Here is a 16,806-nt window from a genome sequence, read left to right as displayed (position 1 = left end):
TGTTCATGTTCTCGGCCCTTCTCAGATGACCGCGGTCAGGCCGCCGTCGACGGCGATCACCTGGCCGTTGACGAAGTCCGACGCGGGGGCGGTGAGCCACACCAGCGTGCCGACGAGATCTTCGACCGAGGCCCAGCGCCCGGCCGGGGTGCGGCCCCGGATCCAGGAGTCGAACGCGGGGTCGTCGACGAGGGGGCGGGTCAGTTCGGTGACCACGTAGCCGGGTGCCAGACCGTTGACGGTCAGTCCCGATCCGGCCCACTCCGCGCACATGCCCCGGGTCAGCATCGCGAGGCCGCCCTTGGAGGCCGCGTAGGCGGCGATGCCCGGACGGGCGAGCCAGGTCTGTACGGAACAGATGTTGACGATCTTTCCGTGTCCGCGCCCGACCATGCCCGCGGCCACCGTGCGGCCGACCAGGAAGGCGCTGGTGAGGTTGGTGTGCAGGACGCGTTCGAAGTTGTCGGCGGAGACCTCGAGGAGTGGTTCGCGGTGCTGTACGCCGGTGTTGTTGACCAGGATGTCCAGCGGGCCGATCCCGTGCTCGATCCCCTGGACCGCCGTCTGTACGGCCGCCTCGTCGGTGACGTCGAATGCCACGGCGTGCACCTTGGTCCCGGTGCGTTCGGCGAGACCGGCACGAGCGCGTTCAAGGGCCTCGGGATCGCGGCCGTTGAGGACGAGTTCGGCGCCTGCCTCGGCCAGTCCCGCGGCCAGGGCGAATCCGATGCCCTTGCTGGAGCCGGTGACCAGGGCCAGCCGTCCGGAGAGGTCGAACAGGGAAGGGCCCTTGGCTGACACCGTCATGACTGGCCTCCCGTCGAACCGGTTCCGGTTCCGCTTCCAGCTTCGGTTCCGCTTCCGGTTCCGTAGTAGTGCATGAGCGCGGCGTTGTCGGCGTCGCCGTGGCCCGCCGCGGCCAGCCAGCGGTGCAGTTCGGAGACGGCGGTGGTGACCGGCAGCGGCACCCCTTCCGAGCGCGCGTAGTCGCGGGCCGCCTCCAGGTCCTTGACCATGTTGCTGACCCGGCCGGTGGGCGTGAGATCGAACTCGGCGAACTTCACGAAGAACTCCTGGAGCAGTGCCGAGTCGGCCCTGCCCCCGGTGAGCGCCGCCTGTACCTGCCGTGGCGGCAGGCCGGCGGCCCGTATCAGCGCGGCGGCCTCGGCGAGGGCGGCGAATCCGCAGCCGACCAGCACCTGGTTGACGGACTTGACCAGCTGCCCCGAGCCGGCCGGGCCGAGGTGGGTGAGCTGGGAGGAGAGGGCGCCGAGCACGGGCAGCGCCCGTTCCACCTGGTCGTCCTCGCCGCCGAGCATCAGCGTCAGCTCGCCGCGTTCCGCGCCCGGCGCGCCGCCCGACAGGGGAGCGTCCACCCAGCCGGCGCCGAGCTTCGCCGCGCGTTCGGCGAAGTCGCGGGTGCGCCCGGGGTCGATGCTGGACATGTCGATGACGAGTACGCCTTCGGGTGCAGTGGTCAGGACCCCCTCGGGGCCGAAGACCACCTGCTCGACGATGTCGGCGGTGTTGAGGGAGAGGATCACCACGGAGGACGAGGCGAGCTGCGCCGCCGAGTCCGCCGGGGCCGCCCCGTCCCTGACGAGCTCCGCCACCGCGTCCTGCCGGACGTCGTAGACCCGTACGGAGCGTTCACGTCGCAGCAGTCTGCGGGCGATGGCCGAACCCATGACTCCGAGGCCGGCGACTGCCACCTCCGGATGACCTGACACTGTGACCTACCTTCTGAACCAAATACTGTACGCAGAACAACATACTGAACCATAATGTTGAATCTGTGCAACAGTCCGGGGTCGCGCGGGCTTAAGTGCGCAACATATTGGCTTGAGTACCGCATACTGTTACGGTCCTGGGCGTCCGCACCTGTGCGGCGTGTTGCCCCGTCCATCGTGACGGCGGGCTCCGAGACAGCCGGCCCCGTGCCCTGCCACCCTGCCCCTGGGCGCGGGGCCGGCATTCGTCCGACCCACGGCACAGCACACCGAACAGCACACCGAACAGCACATCGGCCAGCACCCCGAACGGCACCCCGTAGAGACCGCCACGGAACGGAGACGTAGACAGTGATGAAGGACGAGGCCCAGGTGGTGCTCGGGATCGACCTGGGTACCACCGCGACCAAAGTGGTCGCGGTGGACGGTGCCCACCGGGTGGTCTCGACCGTCGAGCGTCCCGCGCCGCTGCGCACCGGGCGGCACGGGGAGGCCGTCCACGACCCGGAGACGGTACTGGCCGGAGCGATCGAAGCGGTCAGGGAGAGCGCCGGCAGCTGCGCCGGGCGCGGTCTCACGGTCGTCGCCCTGTCCTTCAGCGCGGCCCTGCACACCCTGCTCGCCCTGGACTCCTCCGGCGCACCGCTGACCCCGGCACTGAGCTGGGCGGACACGCGGGCCGCCGACATCGCCCGGCGTCTGCGGGCAGCCGGGAGCGCCGACGCCCTGCACCGGGCGACCGGAACCCCCGTGCACTCCATGGCCCCGCTCACCAAACTCGCCTGGTTCACCGCCCACGAGCCGGAACTCGTCCGGCGGACGGCCACGTGGTGCGGCCTGAAGGACTACGTCCTCTCCCGGTTCACCGGCAGCCTGGTCACCGACCTGTCCTGCGCCTCCGCCACCGGCCTGCTGGACATGCACACCACCCGATGGCACCAACCCGCCCTCGACATCGCCGGAGTGAGCGACGACCGGCTGCCCGAACCGGTGCCGCCGACCACCGTGTTCACGCTCCTCCCCGAAGTCGCCGCCGTCCTGGGGCTGCCCGCCGGGCTGCCCGTGGTGGCGGGCGCCGGGGACGGCCCGCTGGCCAACCTCGCCGTCGGGGCCACCGCGCCGGCCACCGCCGCGCTGTCCCTCGGCACCAGCGGCGCCCTCCGTGTCGTACGCGACCGGCCAGGTGTGGACGAACGCTGCCGGGTGTTCTGCTATCACCTCGCGGAGGGGCTGTGGGTACTGGGCGGGGCGGTCAGCAACGCCGGGGTCGTCGCCCAGTGGGCCGCCGAGTCCTTCGGAGGCGTCGAGGTGGGCGACCTGCTGAAGGAGGCGGGCCAGGTCGAACCCGGCGCCGAGGGGCTGATCGCCCTGCCGCACCTGCTCGGGGAGCGCGCACCCTGGTGGGACCCGGACGCGCGCGGCGCCCTCATCGGGCTGCGCCGCGGACACGGCAGGGCCCACATGACCCGGGCCATGATCGAGGGCGTCGGGCAGCAACTCGCCCTGGTGCGTGACTCCCTGCTCGCCGCCGACGCCCCGATCACCTCGGTGCGGGCCACCGGGGGCGCCCTGCGCTCCCCTCTGTGGGCGGAGATCGTCGCCGCCGCGCTCGACATGCCGCTGGAGATCACCGACGACACCGCGGGCTCCGGCTTCGGCGCCGCGCTGCTCGCCCGGCACGCGCTCGGCGCCCTGCCGTCGCTGACCTCCCCGGTGCCCGGTGCCCGCGCCCACCGCACCGTGATCCCCGATCCGGTGGCCGCGCGGCGGCTGGCGGAGACCCGCGGACTCAGCGAACAGCTGTATCAACTCCTGCGTGAGGTGCAGGGGCCGCACCGGTGACCACCGCCCCGGCGTCCCGCCGCAAGCGTGCCGCCTCCACGACGGTGACCAGAGGAAGCAGGGCGAGCAGCGCGAACGCCACCCGGTAGGGGGCGGCGGGGCCCGCCAGACCGAGGAGAGGCGTCACCGGTTCCGCCGCGCGCAGCGCCAGGGCGCCGAAGGCGACGCCGAGGCCGGCGGCGAGCTGCTGCACCGTGCTGGAGAGCGCGTTGGCGTCGCTGGTGCGGTCCGGCTCGATGTCGGCGAAGCCGATCGTCGCGTACGCGCTGAGCGAGACGGACCGGCACACACCGCTCACGAACAGCACGGACACCACCACGGCCATCGGCGTGTGCCGGCCGAGCAGCCCGCACAGCACGAAGGTCACCGCCGTCGCGACCCCGTTCACGAGCAGCACCGTACGAAAACCGAAGCGGCGCAGCAGCGGCGAGGTGAGCGGCTTGACGGCGACGTTGCCCGCGAACACCGCGATGAGCACCAGCCCGGCCGTGGCGGCGCTCCAGCCGAAGGCTCCCTGGAACATCAGGGGCAGCAGGAACGGCACGGCGGTGATCGCCGCGCGGAACAGCGCGCCACCCGCGTTCGACACCCGGAAGGTGTCCACCTTCAGGGCGCCGAGGTCGAGCAACGGGTCCTGCCCGCGCCGTAGGTGACGTACCGTCAGCAGACAGAGAGCCACTCCCGCGGTGAGCCAGGACGCGCCCGCGCCCCAGGCGGCGGGTGTCGCCCCGAATCGCTCCAGGCCCAGCACCACCGCCGCCAGTCCGGCCCCGCCGAGCCCGAAGCCCACCCAGTCGAGACGCGGGCGTTCCGTCCGCCGGAGGTCGGGGACGAGCCGCAGGGCGAGCGGCAGCGCCAGCACACCCAGCGGCACGTTCACCAGGAAGATCCAGTGCCAGGAGGCGTAGGTCGTGAACAGTCCGCCCAGCGCGGGCGCCAGGACCGGGGCCAGCAGACCGGGCCAGGTCAGCCAGGCGATCGCCCGCAGCAGATCGGACTTCCTTGTGGAGCGCAGAACCGCCAGCCTGCCGACGGGCACCATCATCGCCCCGCCGATGCCCTGCACCACGCGCATCACGACCAGCTCGGGCAGCCCGTCCGCCGCAGCACAGAGCGCCGAGGCGAGGGTGAACACGGCGATCGCCCAGACGAAGACCCGACGAGCGCCGTAGCGGTCGGCGGCCCAGCCGCTGACCGGGATGAACACGGCCAGCGCGACGAAGTACGCCGTCATGGCGACGCCGATGTCGGCCGGCCGCACCTCGAAGGAGGCGGCCATGTCGGGAGCGGCCGTCGAGATGATCGTGCCGTCCAGGTTCTCCATGAAGAAGGCCCCGGCGACCAGCAGAGCCAGTCCCCGGCGGCCCCCGTCGCTCACTGGTGTGTCTCCATGCCGTGCTGTCCCGACGACGGCATGCCGATGTCCTGGATCTGTCCGGGGAGGACCACGAACTGTCGCATCATGCCCATGTCCTCGTGTTCGAGCATGTGGCAGTGGTAGACGAACTTCCCCGCCCAGTCCCCGAAGTAGCCGTCCACGGTGACCAGTTCACCGGCTCCGACCCGGACCGTGTCCTTCCACCCCCGCTCGCCGGGCGGCACCGTCCCGGCGCCGGTCCGGCGCAGTGGGGAGGCGGTGCCGCAACCGATGCCGCCGTCCGGCAGCGAGAACGACGTGAACCCGCTGACGTCGTACCTCTCGCGGCTGACCACCCGGAAACTCGTGGCGTGGATGTGCATGGGATGCGGCCAGCCCGACGGCGCCGCGTGCAGGAACCGCCATCGTTCCCAGCCGCGGGTACGGACGAAGAAGCGCACCGGGTCGTAGAAGTCCGCCGCCGCGCGACGGTACGTGGTCAGGGTGCCGTCGTCCTCCTCGATCTGCACGATGCCGTCGGCCGGTAGCTCACCGGCCGGCGCATCGGTCTTCTCCATCTCCCAGCACAGGGCCTGCCCGGGGCCCATGGGCGTCAGCACCACCAGCCGCTCGGTCGGGTGGTGAGGGGTGGCCGGAGTTCCCGTTCCGTCGTCCTCGAGGGAGCCGTCGCTCAGCCGCCGCGGCAGCGTGAAGGGGTCGTGGACGGGGTGCTCGTCCACCCGGAACTCCATCACCTGCGGCCACGGCCCGGGGTCCGGACTGGGGTTGGTGTTCGTCAGCCGCAGCCGACGACCGCGGAACGCCGAGAAGTCGATGAGCAGGTCGGCGCGCTCGGCGGAACCCAGTGTCAGCCCGTCAGCGGGGTCCACCGGCACGGGCTCCGTCAACAGTCCGTGGTCCGTGCCGATCTGGTAGGCGCTGCCGGCCGGCACGGCCCGCCCGTTCTCGTCGGTCAGCGTCAGCCGGTACTGGCGGGTGTTGGCGGCATTGACGACGCGGAAGCGGTACCAGCGCGGCTCGACCCGCAGATACGGCCAGATCACGCCGTTGACGGTGGTGAACGGGCCGGTGAACGCGCGCATCTGCACCAGGGGTTCACTGCGCACGACGATCGTCTTGTGCAGCAGCCGGCCGGTGAGCAGGCCCTCGCCGTCGGTCTCCAGGTTGCGGTCCGCGAGCATCAGGGGGATCTCGTACGCCCCGCCGGGAAGGCCGAGGGCGTCCTCCTCCTCGTCCCGGATCAGATACATGCCGGACAGACCCGCCATCACGTTCCACCGGGTGATGCCCATGGCGTGGTCGTGGTAGAAGAGCGCCGTCGCACGCTGCTCGTTGGGGTACTCCGACAGCTGTGAGGTGCCCGGCTGGACACCGTTCTCCGGCCAGCCGTCGTTGCCGCCGCCCGTGAGCGCGCCGTGCAGATGCACCACCGTCCACGGCCGCAGGGCCGCCACGTCCTCGCGCGCGCTCACGCCGCCGCGCCCCGGCTGGTCCCAGGGCGCGGGGGTCGTTGTGGCGTTGGGCACCTCGACGACCGTCACCGGGAGTTCGCCGGAGAGTTCGTTGGTCCAGGTGACGCGGAGCCTCTCGCCCCGGCGGACCTCGAAGGTGGGGCCGGTCAGCTGACCGTCGTAGGCCCAGACGGGGGTCGGCGGAAGCTGGGAGTGCATCCGGGTCGTCGTCGCCCGCATCCGGACGGTGGCGTACGAGACGCCGTCGTCCCGGGTCGTCCCGACGGTCGCGGGGATACGCAGGGGGTCACGGAACGGGGTGAGGCTGCGGTAGGTGGGTGCGGCGGGGGCGGATCCGGCCGGTCCGCCCCGGGGCGGGCGGGGTTCCTGGTCGGTGCCCGCCGCCCTCAATTCGGTCCCGGCTCCGGCCTCGGTGGCCGCGCTCGCCGTCGTCGGCACCGTCGCGCTGTCGGCGGTGGCGACGACGGCGCCCGCTGCCGCGGTGGCGAGGAAGCCCCGCCGGGTGAGCGCCGAACGGGTCACGCCGGTCCGGTTGTTGCCGTCCTGGGTGTGCATGGTGCCCTTCGCTCATCGCCGCGACGTGCCCGCCCCTGGCGGTCCGCCGCTGCGGCTCTGGTCGCCCGGCCCCGGGGCATCCACCTCGGGACCGGGCGAGGTCCCGCCGGGCTGTCCGGGCCCGGCGGGGGTTCCCGGGCCGGCGATCCCGTGTCGCCGGATTCCGGGTCGTTCCGACGCAGCGCTGTACACCGGCCGGCCTGCCCGCGGTCGGTGAGCGGGCCGCGGGCGCGCCGACGCGACGACGTGCTGAACAACGCCCCTGCGGTAGCGCGCTTGTGGGCGGATCCCACGCGTGACCGTGATCGCAGGGCACGGGCAGGGGCGAGGGCCGGGCCACAGACCGGGTAGTCAAGGGCTCGCGGTCGGAGCGCTCGGCGCCGAGGCCCGGCCGGGGTCGGTCAGCCCTGCTTCGTCCCGCCCGCGACCGCGCCGGCGCCGTGCACCGCGTGGCCGCCGAACTGCCGGCGCATCGCCGCGAGAGCCTTGAGCTGGTCGGCGTCCGGCTTGCGGGAGGCGAAGCGGGCGAAGAGGGCGGCGGTCATGGCGGGGGCGGACACCGAGAGGCGTACCGCCTCCTCGACCGTCCAGCGGCCCTCGCCCGAGTCGTCGACCCGGCCGGAGAGGGTGGCGAGACCCGGGTCCTCTTCGAGGGCACGGACCAGGAGGTCGAGCAGCCAGGAGCGGACGACCGTGCCGTGCCGCCAGGAGGCGAGCACCTTGGGCACGTCGGGCACGAACTCGCCGGCCTCCAGCAACTCGTAGCCCTCGGCGAGCGCCTGCATCATGCCGTACTCGATGCCGTTGTGGACCATCTTGGCGTAGTGGCCGGCACCGACCGGGCCCGCGTGGCACAGCCCGTCCTGTTCGGGGGCCAGCGACTCCAGCAGTGGCCAGACGCGCTCCACGTGCTCGTCCTCGCCGCCGCACATCACGGCGTAGCCGTTCTCCCGGCCCCAGACGCCACCGCTGACACCGCAGTCGACGTAGCCGATGCCGTGGTCGGCGAGCATCCGGGCGTGCTCGGTGTCGTCGCTGAAGCGGGAGTTGCCGCCCTCGACGATCACGTCACCGGGGGACAGCAGTCCCGCGAGCTGCCGCAGGGCCTCGCGGGTCGGGTCGCCCGAGGGGAGCATCAGCCACACCACACGGGGTCCGGCGAGCTTGGCGACGAGTTCTTCCAGGGAGTCGGCGTCGCGGTCGGGGGAGGTGCGGCTGTAGCCGAGCACCTCGTGACCGCGGTCCCGCCAGCGGGCGGCCATGTTGCCGCCCATGCGTCCCAGGCCGACGATTCCTACCTGCATGTGTTTTCAGTCCTTCGTGAAATTCGTGAGATGAGGGGAGTTGGGCCGGCCGTCGCGCAGCAGGGCGAGGACGACGCTGTTGTCCAGGTCGCCGAGGCCCTGCGCCTCGATGGCCGCGTACAGCGCGGCGACGGTCTCGGAGACCGGCAGCGTGACGCCTTCGTCGGCGGCGCTGTCCAGGACGAACCCGAGGTCCTTGTGGAGGTAGCGGGCCGGGCCGGACGGGGTGAAGTCACCCTCGGCCAGGTGGTGCCGTTTCTGTGTCAGCACCTCGGAGGAGGCGAGGCCGCCGGACAGTACGTCGAGCAGCGCGGCCGGTTCGAGGCCGCCGCGCTCGCCGAGCAGGACGGCCTCGGCGAGGGCGACCAGGGTTCCGGCGACGACGAGCTGGTTGCAGGCCTTGGCGAGGGAGCCGGCGCCGGTGTCGCCCAGGCGCCGTACGGTCGAGCCCATCGCCTCCAGATACGGGCGGATCCGTGCGACCGCCTCTTCCGGGCCCCCGGCCATGATCGACAGGGTGGCGTCGCGGGCGCCGGTCACCCCGCCGCTGACGGGGGCGTCGACCACCGTGATGCCGTGCGGACGCAGCTTCTCGGCCAGGGCACGCACCGCGACGGGGGAAACGGTCCCCATCACGACCAGGGTGTCCATGACCGGCCGTCCGGAGCGCAGTCCGTCCGGGCCGTCCAGCAGGTCGATCACCTGGGGGAGGTCGGGGAGCATGGTGAGGACGACCGATGCGGCGGCGGCCACCTGTTCCGGGTGGTCGGCGATACGGCAGCCGGCGGCCGCGGCGGCCTCCCGCGGGGCCTGGCCACGGTTCCAGACGAGGACGTCGAAACCGGCCCGGGCGAGGTTCGCCGCCATGGGCAGTCCCATCGCGCCGAGCCCGAGGAAGCCGACGGCGCCGGTGGCGACGGTGCCGGTGCCGACGGTGCCGGTGCGGACCTCGGCGAAGCTCACGCGCCGGCTCCCGCCGGAGCGTCCTGACGGTCCGTCAACTCTGCCAGGCGGCCGATCAGTCGAGGGCTGTCGACGGCATCCCGGTTGACGACGAAGGGGGGTACGCGTCCCGCCGCCACCTCCAGCACCGCCCGGACCGCGCTGCCGCCGTTCCCGGCGGACATCTCGTCGGTCCAGGCCAGGGCGTGCGGGCTGAGCACGACGTTGTCCATGCCCAGCAGCGGGTTGTCCGGGGCAGGCGGCTCGCTCTCGAACACGTCGAGTCCGGCACCTCGGATACGCCGAACTCGCAGCGCCTCGATCAGGGCGGCCTCGTCGACGATGGGCCCGCGGGCGACGTTGAGGAGCACGGCCGTGGGCTTCATCAATGCCAGTCGCCGCGCGTCGACGAGATGACGGGTCTCCTCCGTCAGCGCACACATCACGATCACGGCGTCGGCCTCCGCCATCACGGTGTCGACGTCCGCGAGCCGTACGCCGAGCGCGGTGGCGGTCTCCGGCGGGCAGTACGGGTCGTACGCCACGATGTCGACCTCGAACGGCCGCAGCAGTCCGACCAGGTCGCGGGCGGTGTTGCCGAGGCCGATCAGCCCGATCCGGCGGCCGGTGAGACCGAGGCCCATCCACTGTTCCTTCTCGGCCCAGCGGCCCTCCCGAACCAGCCGGTCCTTGGCGGTCACGTTGTGCAGCACGGCGAGCAGCAGGGTGAGGGCGGCGGTGGAGACCGGGCGGCGGGCTCCGTCGGGGGTGATGGTCACCAGTGCGCCGTTGCGGGTGCACGCGTCGAGGTCGACGGCGTCGTAGCCGACGCCGAAGCGGGCGAAGAGCAGTGGTGAGCGGACGGCGCCCTCGAAGGTGCGCGGTGTGACGGCGGGGCCGGCGAACAGGACGGCGTCCAGGCCTTCGACGTCCGTCGCGAGGAGTTCGTCGGTGTCGCGCGGCAGGTAGTGCCAGTCGACGCCGGCGGCGTCGAGTTCGCCGAGGCGGATGTCGCCCCACACGTTGCGGCCGTCCGCGTCCAGGAAGTCCCGGCTGACGCCGACTCTGAAGCCCAGGGCGCTCATCACAGCACCGCGATCGGGTTGACGGGCGAGCCCGTGCCGCCGGGGACGTTCAGCGGGGCCACGACGAACAGGAACTCGTAGCGGCCGGCCTGCGCGCAGGCGGCGGAGAGCGCTTCCAGGTCGAGGTTGTCCAGCAGCGGCACGCCCATGGCGGTGATCGCGAGGGCGTGCACGGGGGAGTGCAGCCCTTCGACGGGCGAGGGCCGCACGTCGCTGTCGCCGTCGCCGCCGAGCAGGGCGATCCCGCGTTCGGCGAACAGCGGCATGGCGTCCACGTGGAAGCCGGCGCTGGCGTTGTCCGGGTTCCAGGCGCCGAGTTCGGCGCGGCGCCGGAAGTGGCCGGAGCGCAGCAGGACCGCGTCGCCGTCGCCGATGGTGACGCCGAGGGTCTTCTCGGCGGCGGTGACGTCCTCGGCGTGCACGGCCCGGCCGGGCTCCAGCCAGTCGGTGCCCAGCACGGCGGGCATGTCGATCAGTACGCCCCTGGTGACCAGCGGGCCGAGCGCGGAGACCGAGCCGAACCGGGCGCCGGCCGCGTCGACGACCTCGCGTGCGGTGTGACCGTCGTAGAGCTGTCCGCGGTAGGCGATGTGGGAGAGCGCGTCGAGGTGGCTGACTCCCTTGCCGTGGTAGTCGACGGCGATGAAGTCCTTGTGGCAGGACGGTTCGGGGGCCTCGACGTCACCGAGGTCGGACATGTAGTGGAGGGCGGGCTTGCCGTTGTCCGGGCCGGGCGCCGTGTTCCACGGCAGGGCCGTGGGGACGGTGGTGCCGGTGCGGACCAGGGTGGTGGCGCGCCGTGCGTGCTCGGGGGTGACCCGGTTCCACGCGCCGCGGTCGGCGTCGGCGGGGGCCCAGCGGCCCCAGGTGCTCAATTCGTCGAAGAGCGTGTCGAACTGTGCGCGGGACAGGGCGGGTCCGTTGTCCGGCTGGGGGGCGGAGGCGTCGTCGCCGGGGGAGGGTGGGGAGGGATCGTGCGGGCTGCTGGTCATCTGCTGCTCAGCGCTCCAAGGCTCGCAGGGTGTCGTCGGCCGGCCCGGAGGGCGCGCTACGGTCGAGTGGTCCGGAGGGACGCGGAGAATCTCGACGGCAAAGCGTGCGCCGACGGCATTGTCGTTCGGGGGTACACGAGAGACAATAGCCAATATGCTGAACGACGAACAGAATGATGGGTGGAGTTGCTGGTGAGCGCAAGTGACCCGGGTAGTCTCGTTCCCGCTGTGACGCGGGCCGTGGCCATCCTCGACGCACTCGGCGAGGCAGAGGGGCGCCCGCTGTCGGTGAGTGAGATCGCTCGCGCCCTGGGCCTGCCGAAGTCCTCGACGGGCAATCTGTGCGCCTCGCTGGAGGCGGCCGGCATGATCGCGCGCAACGGCTCGGGCTTCAGTCTGGGGCGCAAGCTCGTCGAGCTGGGTGGCCGCTACCTGGCCACCGTCGATCAGCTGCGCGACTTCTACGAGCTGTGCCGGCGCAGTACCCATATCTCGCGGGAGACCGCGCGGGTGGCCGTACTCGACGGCTTGGACGTCCTCTACCTGGGGCGTTACGACGGCACGCAGCCGTTGCGGCTGACCGCCAACATCGGCGACCGCTTCCCGGCGAACTGCACGGCCACCGGCAAGGCCATCCTGTCCACCCTGGATCCGGCGGTGGCCGAGGACCGGCTGCGCGGCCGTCCCCTGACCGCGCTCAGCGAGCGGTCCATCACGTCCGTGCCCGCCCTGATGGCGGACCTGGCCGAGACCCGGGAGCGCGGCTACGCGATCGACGACGAGGAGGCCACGGCGGGCATCCTCTGTCTCTCCGTACCGGTCAACGGCTTCCGTACGGACTCCGCGCCCTTCGCGATCAGCGTCACCGTGCTCAAGGCCCGGCTCGACGACGAGTTCCGCGAGGCCCTGCTGAAGGACCTGCGGACCATCGCGGCGGGTCTGGAGAACCCCATGCTTCCGCAGGGGGCGCCGCCCGGCGGCTGAGGTCCGGGGGCTGGTCCAGTCTTTTTCGGTATCGCTCACGGCGGCCGTACGGAGATCTGTCCGTACGGCCGCCGTAACTTTGAGGCAATAAAAACCGGCCAACCCATTGACCAACATACTGGTGGCTGTACAGGATTCTGTCCGAGCCGATGGAATGGTCCTCGGCTGGCAGATCCCTTCGGAGAAGTCCGTGTATGACGCTCCCGATGACACAGCCGACACAGCTGACGCAGATGACACAGCTCCACACCGGCCCCTGGTGAGCATCCGGGGGTTGCGCAAGCGATTCGGCGGCACGCTCGCCCTCGCCGACGTCGACCTCGACCTCCACTCGGGCAGCATTCTCGCCCTATTGGGTCACAATGGTGCCGGTAAGTCCACACTGATCAAGGTTCTCGCCGGGGTGTACCGAGCGGACCAGGGCGAGGTCACCGTCGCGGGTCACCCGCTGGGCACCGACGCCGCCACCGCGGAGATGTCCTTCATCCACCAGGACCTCGGTCTGGTCGAGTGGATGACGGTCGCCGAGAACATCGCCCTCGGCACCGGCTACCCGCGCCGCGCCGGCCTCGTCTCCTGGCGGCAGGTCCGCCGCCGCAGCACCGAGGCACTGGACATCGTCGCCGGTCACCTGGACCCGGATGCCAGGGTCGCCGACCTCACCCGCGCCGAGCGATCCCTCGTCGCCATCGCCCGCGCCCTGTCCACCCGGGCCCGGCTCATCGTCCTCGACGAACCCACCGCGAGCCTGCCCGCCGCGGACTGCGCCCGCCTCTTCGACGTCCTGCACACCCTGCGCGACCGGGGGCACGGCATCGTCTACGTCAGCCACCGGCTCGACGAGGTCTACCAGGTCGCCGACAGCTTCGCGGTCCTGCGCGACGGTCACCTCATCAGCGAGGGCCGCCTCGCCGACCACGGCCCCGACCGCATCGTGCGCGACATCGTCGGGCACGCGGCGGAGACCCATCGCCCGCAGCCCGGCCCCAAGGCCCCCACCGGCGACGCCCCGACCGTGCTGCGGCTCACCGGCGTCACCACCGACGGGGCGGGCCCCATCGACCTGGAGGTGCGCGCCGGGGAAGTCCTAGGCATGGTCGGCCTCACCGGCGCCGGGCACATGGACCTCGGCCGTGCCCTCGCCGGCTCCCGTCCCCTCCACGACGGCGAGGCACTGCTCGACGGCAGGCCCTACCGGCCCGGCTCGCCCGCCGCGGCCGTCGACGCGGGCATCGGCTTCGTCACCAGCAACCGCCAGGAGGAGGGCTGCGCCCTCGAACTCACCGTCAGGGAGAACTTCCTGGCCAACCCGCGGGCCGACAGCCGCTCCCCGTGGCGCTGGATCAGCCCGTCACGCGAGTGCGCCACGGCACAATCGCTGGTCGAGAGGTTCGGCGTACGCCCGGCCAACCCCGAAGCACCCATCGCGACCCTCTCCGGCGGCAACCAGCAGAAGGTCATGATCGGCCGCTGGCTGCGCCTCAGCAGGCGCGTCGTGATCCTGGAGGAGCCGACCGCGGGAGTCGACGTCGGAGCCAAGGCGGAGATCTACCGCCTGCTCGACGACGCGCTCGCCCAAGGCCTCGCGGTCCTCCTCATCTCCACCGACTTCGAGGAAGTCGCCGACGTGTGTCACCGCGCCCTGGTCTTCGTACGGGGCCACGTGACCGCCGAACTCAGCGGTGAAGCCCTCACCGTCACCGAACTCACCCACGCCGCGTCGGCCATGCCGGCGCTGACCGGAACGGCGGACAACTGATGGCCACCGAGACCGAATCCGCCCGCCGTCAGGCCGACGACCCCGGCGGAAAGGCCCAACGGGACGGCGCCCACCAGGGAACCGCCCGGAGGGCGGCCAAGCAGCCACCCGGCAGCTCCGGCCAGGGCGCGGGCAGCGGCTCCCTGGCCGCCCGCCTGCGCGGCGGCCACCTCGTCGGCACCTACGGCCTGCTCGGCCTGACCCTCCTGCTGTTCGTGATCTTCGCGCTGGCCCTGCCGAACACCTTCCCGACGATGGACAACGCCTCGTCGATCCTGTCCAACCAGTCGATCCCCGCGATCCTCGCGCTCGGCGCGATGATCCCCATCGTCACCGGCAAGTTCGACCTCTCCGTCGGCTACGGACTCGGCTTCGCCCACGTCCTGGCCATGCAACTCATCGTGAACAGCGGCTGGTCCTGGCCGATCGCCTGCGTCGCCGTCATCCTCGGCGGCGGCATCGTCGGCGTACTCAACGGCCTGCTGGTGGAGTTCGCCAAGATCGACTCCTTCATCGCCACCCTCGGCACCGGCAGCCTCCTGTACGCCTGCACCGGCTGGATCACCGACGGCGCCCGGATCGTGCCCGGTCCGCAGGGCCTGCCCCCGGCCTTCACCGACCTGTACGACTCCACCTTCCTCGGCCTGCCGGTCCCCGCCTTCTACGTCCTCGCGCTCGCCGTGGTGCTGTGGCTGCTCCTGGAGCGCCTGCCGCTCGGCCGCTACCTGTACGTCATCGGCTCCAACGCCCGCGCCGCCGACCTCGTCGGCATCCCCACCCGCCGGTACGGCATCTACGCCTTCGCCGGGTCCGGACTCGTCGTCGGCTTCGCGGGCGTCCTGCTCGCCGCGCAGCAGCAGATCGGCAACCCCAGCGTCGGCATGGACTACCTGCTGCCCGCCTTCGTCGGCGCCCTGCTCGGCTCCACCGCCATCAAACCGGGCCGCGCCAACGCCGCCGGCACCGTCGTCGCCGTCGCCATCCTCGCCATCGGCCTGGCCGGCATCCAGCAGCTCGGCGCGGAGTTCTGGGCCACCTCCCTGTTCAACGGCGGCACGCTGCTCCTCGCCGTCGGCCTGGCCGGCTACTCCGCCCGCCGCCGACTGCGCGCCGGGGCCAGCGCCACCCGCCGCTCACTGTCCACGCCAGGGGCGGAACCCGCGACGGAGCGGCCCACGCCCGCCGTCACCGGTTCCTCCGCCACCGGCGCGCCCGACGGTGAAGCGCCGCGCACTCCCTGACCGCGGCCCAGCCCAGGACCGCACTCCCGCCTTCCTCTCTTCGCCTGCCCGTCACGCCGCCCGCTTGTCGTACGCCCTCAAGGAGCACCGCCGTGTCGTACCACCCCACCCGCAAGGCAACCCTCAGAGCCGTCGCCGCCCTGGCCGTGCTCACCGCTACGGTCGCAGGCTGCACCCGCGGCTCAGACAGCGCCGGCTCCACCACCGTGGGCGGCTCGGCGAAAGCCGGCTGCCCGGCCGTCCTGGCGAAGGCGAAGCAGGCGGTAGCGGGCGCCGAGGCCGTCGACACCCCGTGGGGCGGACCGACCACCGGCCCCAAGGCGGTCGCCGGCAAGACGATCGTCTACGTCGCCCAGAGCATGACCAACCCCGGAGTCGCGGGCGCCGCCGAAGGCGTCAAGGAAGCCGCCAAGGCCATCGGCTGGAGGGTGCGGATCATCGACGGCCAGGGCACTCCTGCCGGTATCCAGGCCGCCGTCAGCCAGGCCGTCGCCGTGAAGCCCGACGGCATCGTCCTGTCCGGCTTCGACCCCAAGTCGACCGCCCAGCAGGTCGCGCAGGCCAACGCCGCCGGTATCCCGCTCATCGGCTGGCACGCCGTCGGCACCCCGGGACCCAGCACGAACCCGAAGCTCTTCAGCAACATCACCACCAAGGTCGAGGACGTCGCGAAGATCAGCGCCGACTGGGTCATCAGCCAGTCCAACGGCCGGGCCGGCGTGGTGGTGTTCACCGACGCCTCCATCCCCTTCGCCAAGGGCAAGTCGGACCTGATCGTGAAGGAGCTCGCCACCTGCTCCGACACCAAGGTGCTGTCCACCTCCAACATCCCGATCGCCGACGCCAGCAGCCGCACCCCGCAGGAGGTCTCCGCACTGCTGTCCCGCTTCGGCACCAAGTGGACGCACTCGGTGGCCATCAACGACCTGTACTTCGCCGACGCGGCACCCGCGCTGCGGGCAGGCGGCAAGCAGGGCAACGGTGCCCCCTTCAGCATCGGCGCCGGCGACGGCGACCCCTCGGCCTTCCAGCGCATCAACAGCAAGCAGTTCCAGGCGGCCACGGTGCCCGAACCGCTGTCCGAGCAGGGCTGGCAGATCGTCGACGAGTTCAACCGCTCCTTCGCCGGCAAGCCCGCCAGCGGCTACATCGCCCCGGTGCACATCACCACGGCGGCCAACAGCGGCGGCGGCTCCTCCTGGGACCCGAAGGGATACCGCGAGGCGTACCAGAAGCTCTGGGGCAAGTAGGCGACACCGTCGGCCCTGGCACGTCCCTCCCGTCCTCCCCGGCGGGAGGGACCATTCCCCAGCCACGGTCCCCCTCTCGTCCTGCTTCCGTCCTCTCTCCTTCCTTCGTCCTCACACAGTCACTGGAGCTCACGCGTGAATCCGCACTCGACCGCTGCCGTCTTCGAGTGGACCGAGTTGGACCAGCGGGCCGTCGACACCGCCCGCGTCCTGGCCGCCGATGCCGTACAGAAGGTCGGCAACGGCCATCCCGGTACGGCGATGAGCCTGGC

At 72.0% G+C, this 16,806-nt stretch carries 14 protein-coding genes; 6 read left to right on the top strand and 8 right to left on the bottom strand.

Features of this window, described 5'->3' with window-relative positions:
* Window positions 1–21 precede the first annotated feature (21 nt).
* Together ACZ5XS_RS25315 and ACZ5XS_RS25310 are read right to left on the bottom strand one after the other, a co-directional pair.
* On the bottom strand, window positions 22–807 hold the full coding sequence (locus ACZ5XS_RS25315; protein ID WP_468654901.1) for an SDR family NAD(P)-dependent oxidoreductase: 786 nt from the start codon (window positions 805–807) through the stop codon (window positions 22–24).
* Window positions 804–1,712 (bottom strand): NAD(P)-dependent oxidoreductase, encoded by a 909-nt coding sequence (locus ACZ5XS_RS25310; protein ID WP_468654900.1) that lies wholly within the window; start codon window positions 1,710–1,712, stop codon window positions 804–806. The genes ACZ5XS_RS25315 and ACZ5XS_RS25310 overlap by 4 nt, the downstream gene beginning before the upstream one ends.
* Before the next feature lie 372 nt (window positions 1,713–2,084).
* Between ACZ5XS_RS25310 and ACZ5XS_RS25305 the strand changes: the two genes are divergently transcribed.
* Complete coding sequence (locus ACZ5XS_RS25305) at window positions 2,085–3,572, top strand: gluconokinase (RefSeq protein WP_468654899.1); 1,488 nt, start codon at window positions 2,085–2,087, stop codon at window positions 3,570–3,572.
* Here the strand turns inward: ACZ5XS_RS25305 and ACZ5XS_RS25300 are convergent.
* From ACZ5XS_RS25300 to ACZ5XS_RS25275, 6 genes are all read right to left on the bottom strand, one after another.
* Window positions 3,520–4,950 (bottom strand): MDR family MFS transporter, encoded by a 1,431-nt coding sequence (locus ACZ5XS_RS25300; RefSeq protein ID WP_468654897.1) that lies wholly within the window; start codon window positions 4,948–4,950, stop codon window positions 3,520–3,522. The two genes, ACZ5XS_RS25305 and ACZ5XS_RS25300, sit on opposite strands and share 53 nt — an antisense overlap.
* Window positions 4,947–6,977, bottom strand: coding sequence for a multicopper oxidase family protein (locus ACZ5XS_RS25295; protein ID WP_468654895.1), 2,031 nt, complete (start codon window positions 6,975–6,977; stop codon window positions 4,947–4,949). Before ACZ5XS_RS25295 ends, ACZ5XS_RS25300 begins: the two co-directional genes overlap by 4 nt.
* A 401-nt stretch (window positions 6,978–7,378) precedes the next feature.
* A complete protein-coding gene (gnd, locus tag ACZ5XS_RS25290) occupies window positions 7,379–8,281 on the bottom strand; it encodes a phosphogluconate dehydrogenase (NAD(+)-dependent, decarboxylating) (RefSeq protein ID WP_468654893.1) in 903 nt (300 codons plus the stop codon).
* Between the two features lie 6 nt (window positions 8,282–8,287).
* Window positions 8,288–9,244, bottom strand: a complete 957-nt coding sequence (locus ACZ5XS_RS25285) for an NAD(P)-dependent oxidoreductase (protein WP_468654891.1) — start codon at window positions 9,242–9,244, stop codon at window positions 8,288–8,290.
* On the bottom strand, window positions 9,241–10,308 hold the full coding sequence (locus tag ACZ5XS_RS25280) for an NAD(P)-dependent oxidoreductase (RefSeq protein ID WP_468654889.1): 1,068 nt from the start codon (window positions 10,306–10,308) through the stop codon (window positions 9,241–9,243). Before ACZ5XS_RS25280 ends, ACZ5XS_RS25285 begins: the two co-directional genes overlap by 4 nt.
* Window positions 10,308–11,300 (bottom strand): cyclase family protein, encoded by a 993-nt coding sequence (locus tag ACZ5XS_RS25275; protein ID WP_468654887.1) that lies wholly within the window; start codon window positions 11,298–11,300, stop codon window positions 10,308–10,310. The genes ACZ5XS_RS25280 and ACZ5XS_RS25275 overlap by 1 nt, the downstream gene beginning before the upstream one ends.
* 228 nt (window positions 11,301–11,528) lie before the next feature.
* Between ACZ5XS_RS25275 and ACZ5XS_RS25270 the strand changes: the two genes are divergently transcribed.
* The 5 genes from ACZ5XS_RS25270 to ACZ5XS_RS25250 form a co-directional block, all read left to right on the top strand.
* Window positions 11,529–12,284, top strand: coding sequence for an IclR family transcriptional regulator (locus ACZ5XS_RS25270; RefSeq protein WP_468654885.1), 756 nt, complete (start codon window positions 11,529–11,531; stop codon window positions 12,282–12,284).
* Between the two features lie 154 nt (window positions 12,285–12,438).
* The gene (locus ACZ5XS_RS25265; RefSeq protein WP_468655111.1) at window positions 12,439–14,043 is read left to right on the top strand and encodes a sugar ABC transporter ATP-binding protein; all 1,605 of its coding nucleotides are present in this window, start codon (window positions 12,439–12,441) and stop codon (window positions 14,041–14,043) included.
* Entirely contained in the window at window positions 14,043–15,284 is a 1,242-nt protein-coding gene (locus ACZ5XS_RS25260) for an ABC transporter permease (protein ID WP_468654883.1), read from the top strand. The genes ACZ5XS_RS25265 and ACZ5XS_RS25260 overlap by 1 nt, the downstream gene beginning before the upstream one ends.
* A 92-nt stretch (window positions 15,285–15,376) precedes the next feature.
* Complete coding sequence (locus ACZ5XS_RS25255; protein WP_468654881.1) at window positions 15,377–16,534, top strand: substrate-binding domain-containing protein; 1,158 nt, start codon at window positions 15,377–15,379, stop codon at window positions 16,532–16,534.
* A 135-nt stretch (window positions 16,535–16,669) separates the two neighbouring features.
* Window positions 16,670–16,806, top strand: a 137-nt coding sequence (locus ACZ5XS_RS25250) for a hypothetical protein (RefSeq protein WP_468655109.1), incomplete at its 3' end; no start/stop codon positions are given.

Source organism: Streptomyces sp. NPDC033131, from assembly GCF_055578365.1.
This window is presented reverse-complemented; position numbering and strand designations above follow the sequence as displayed.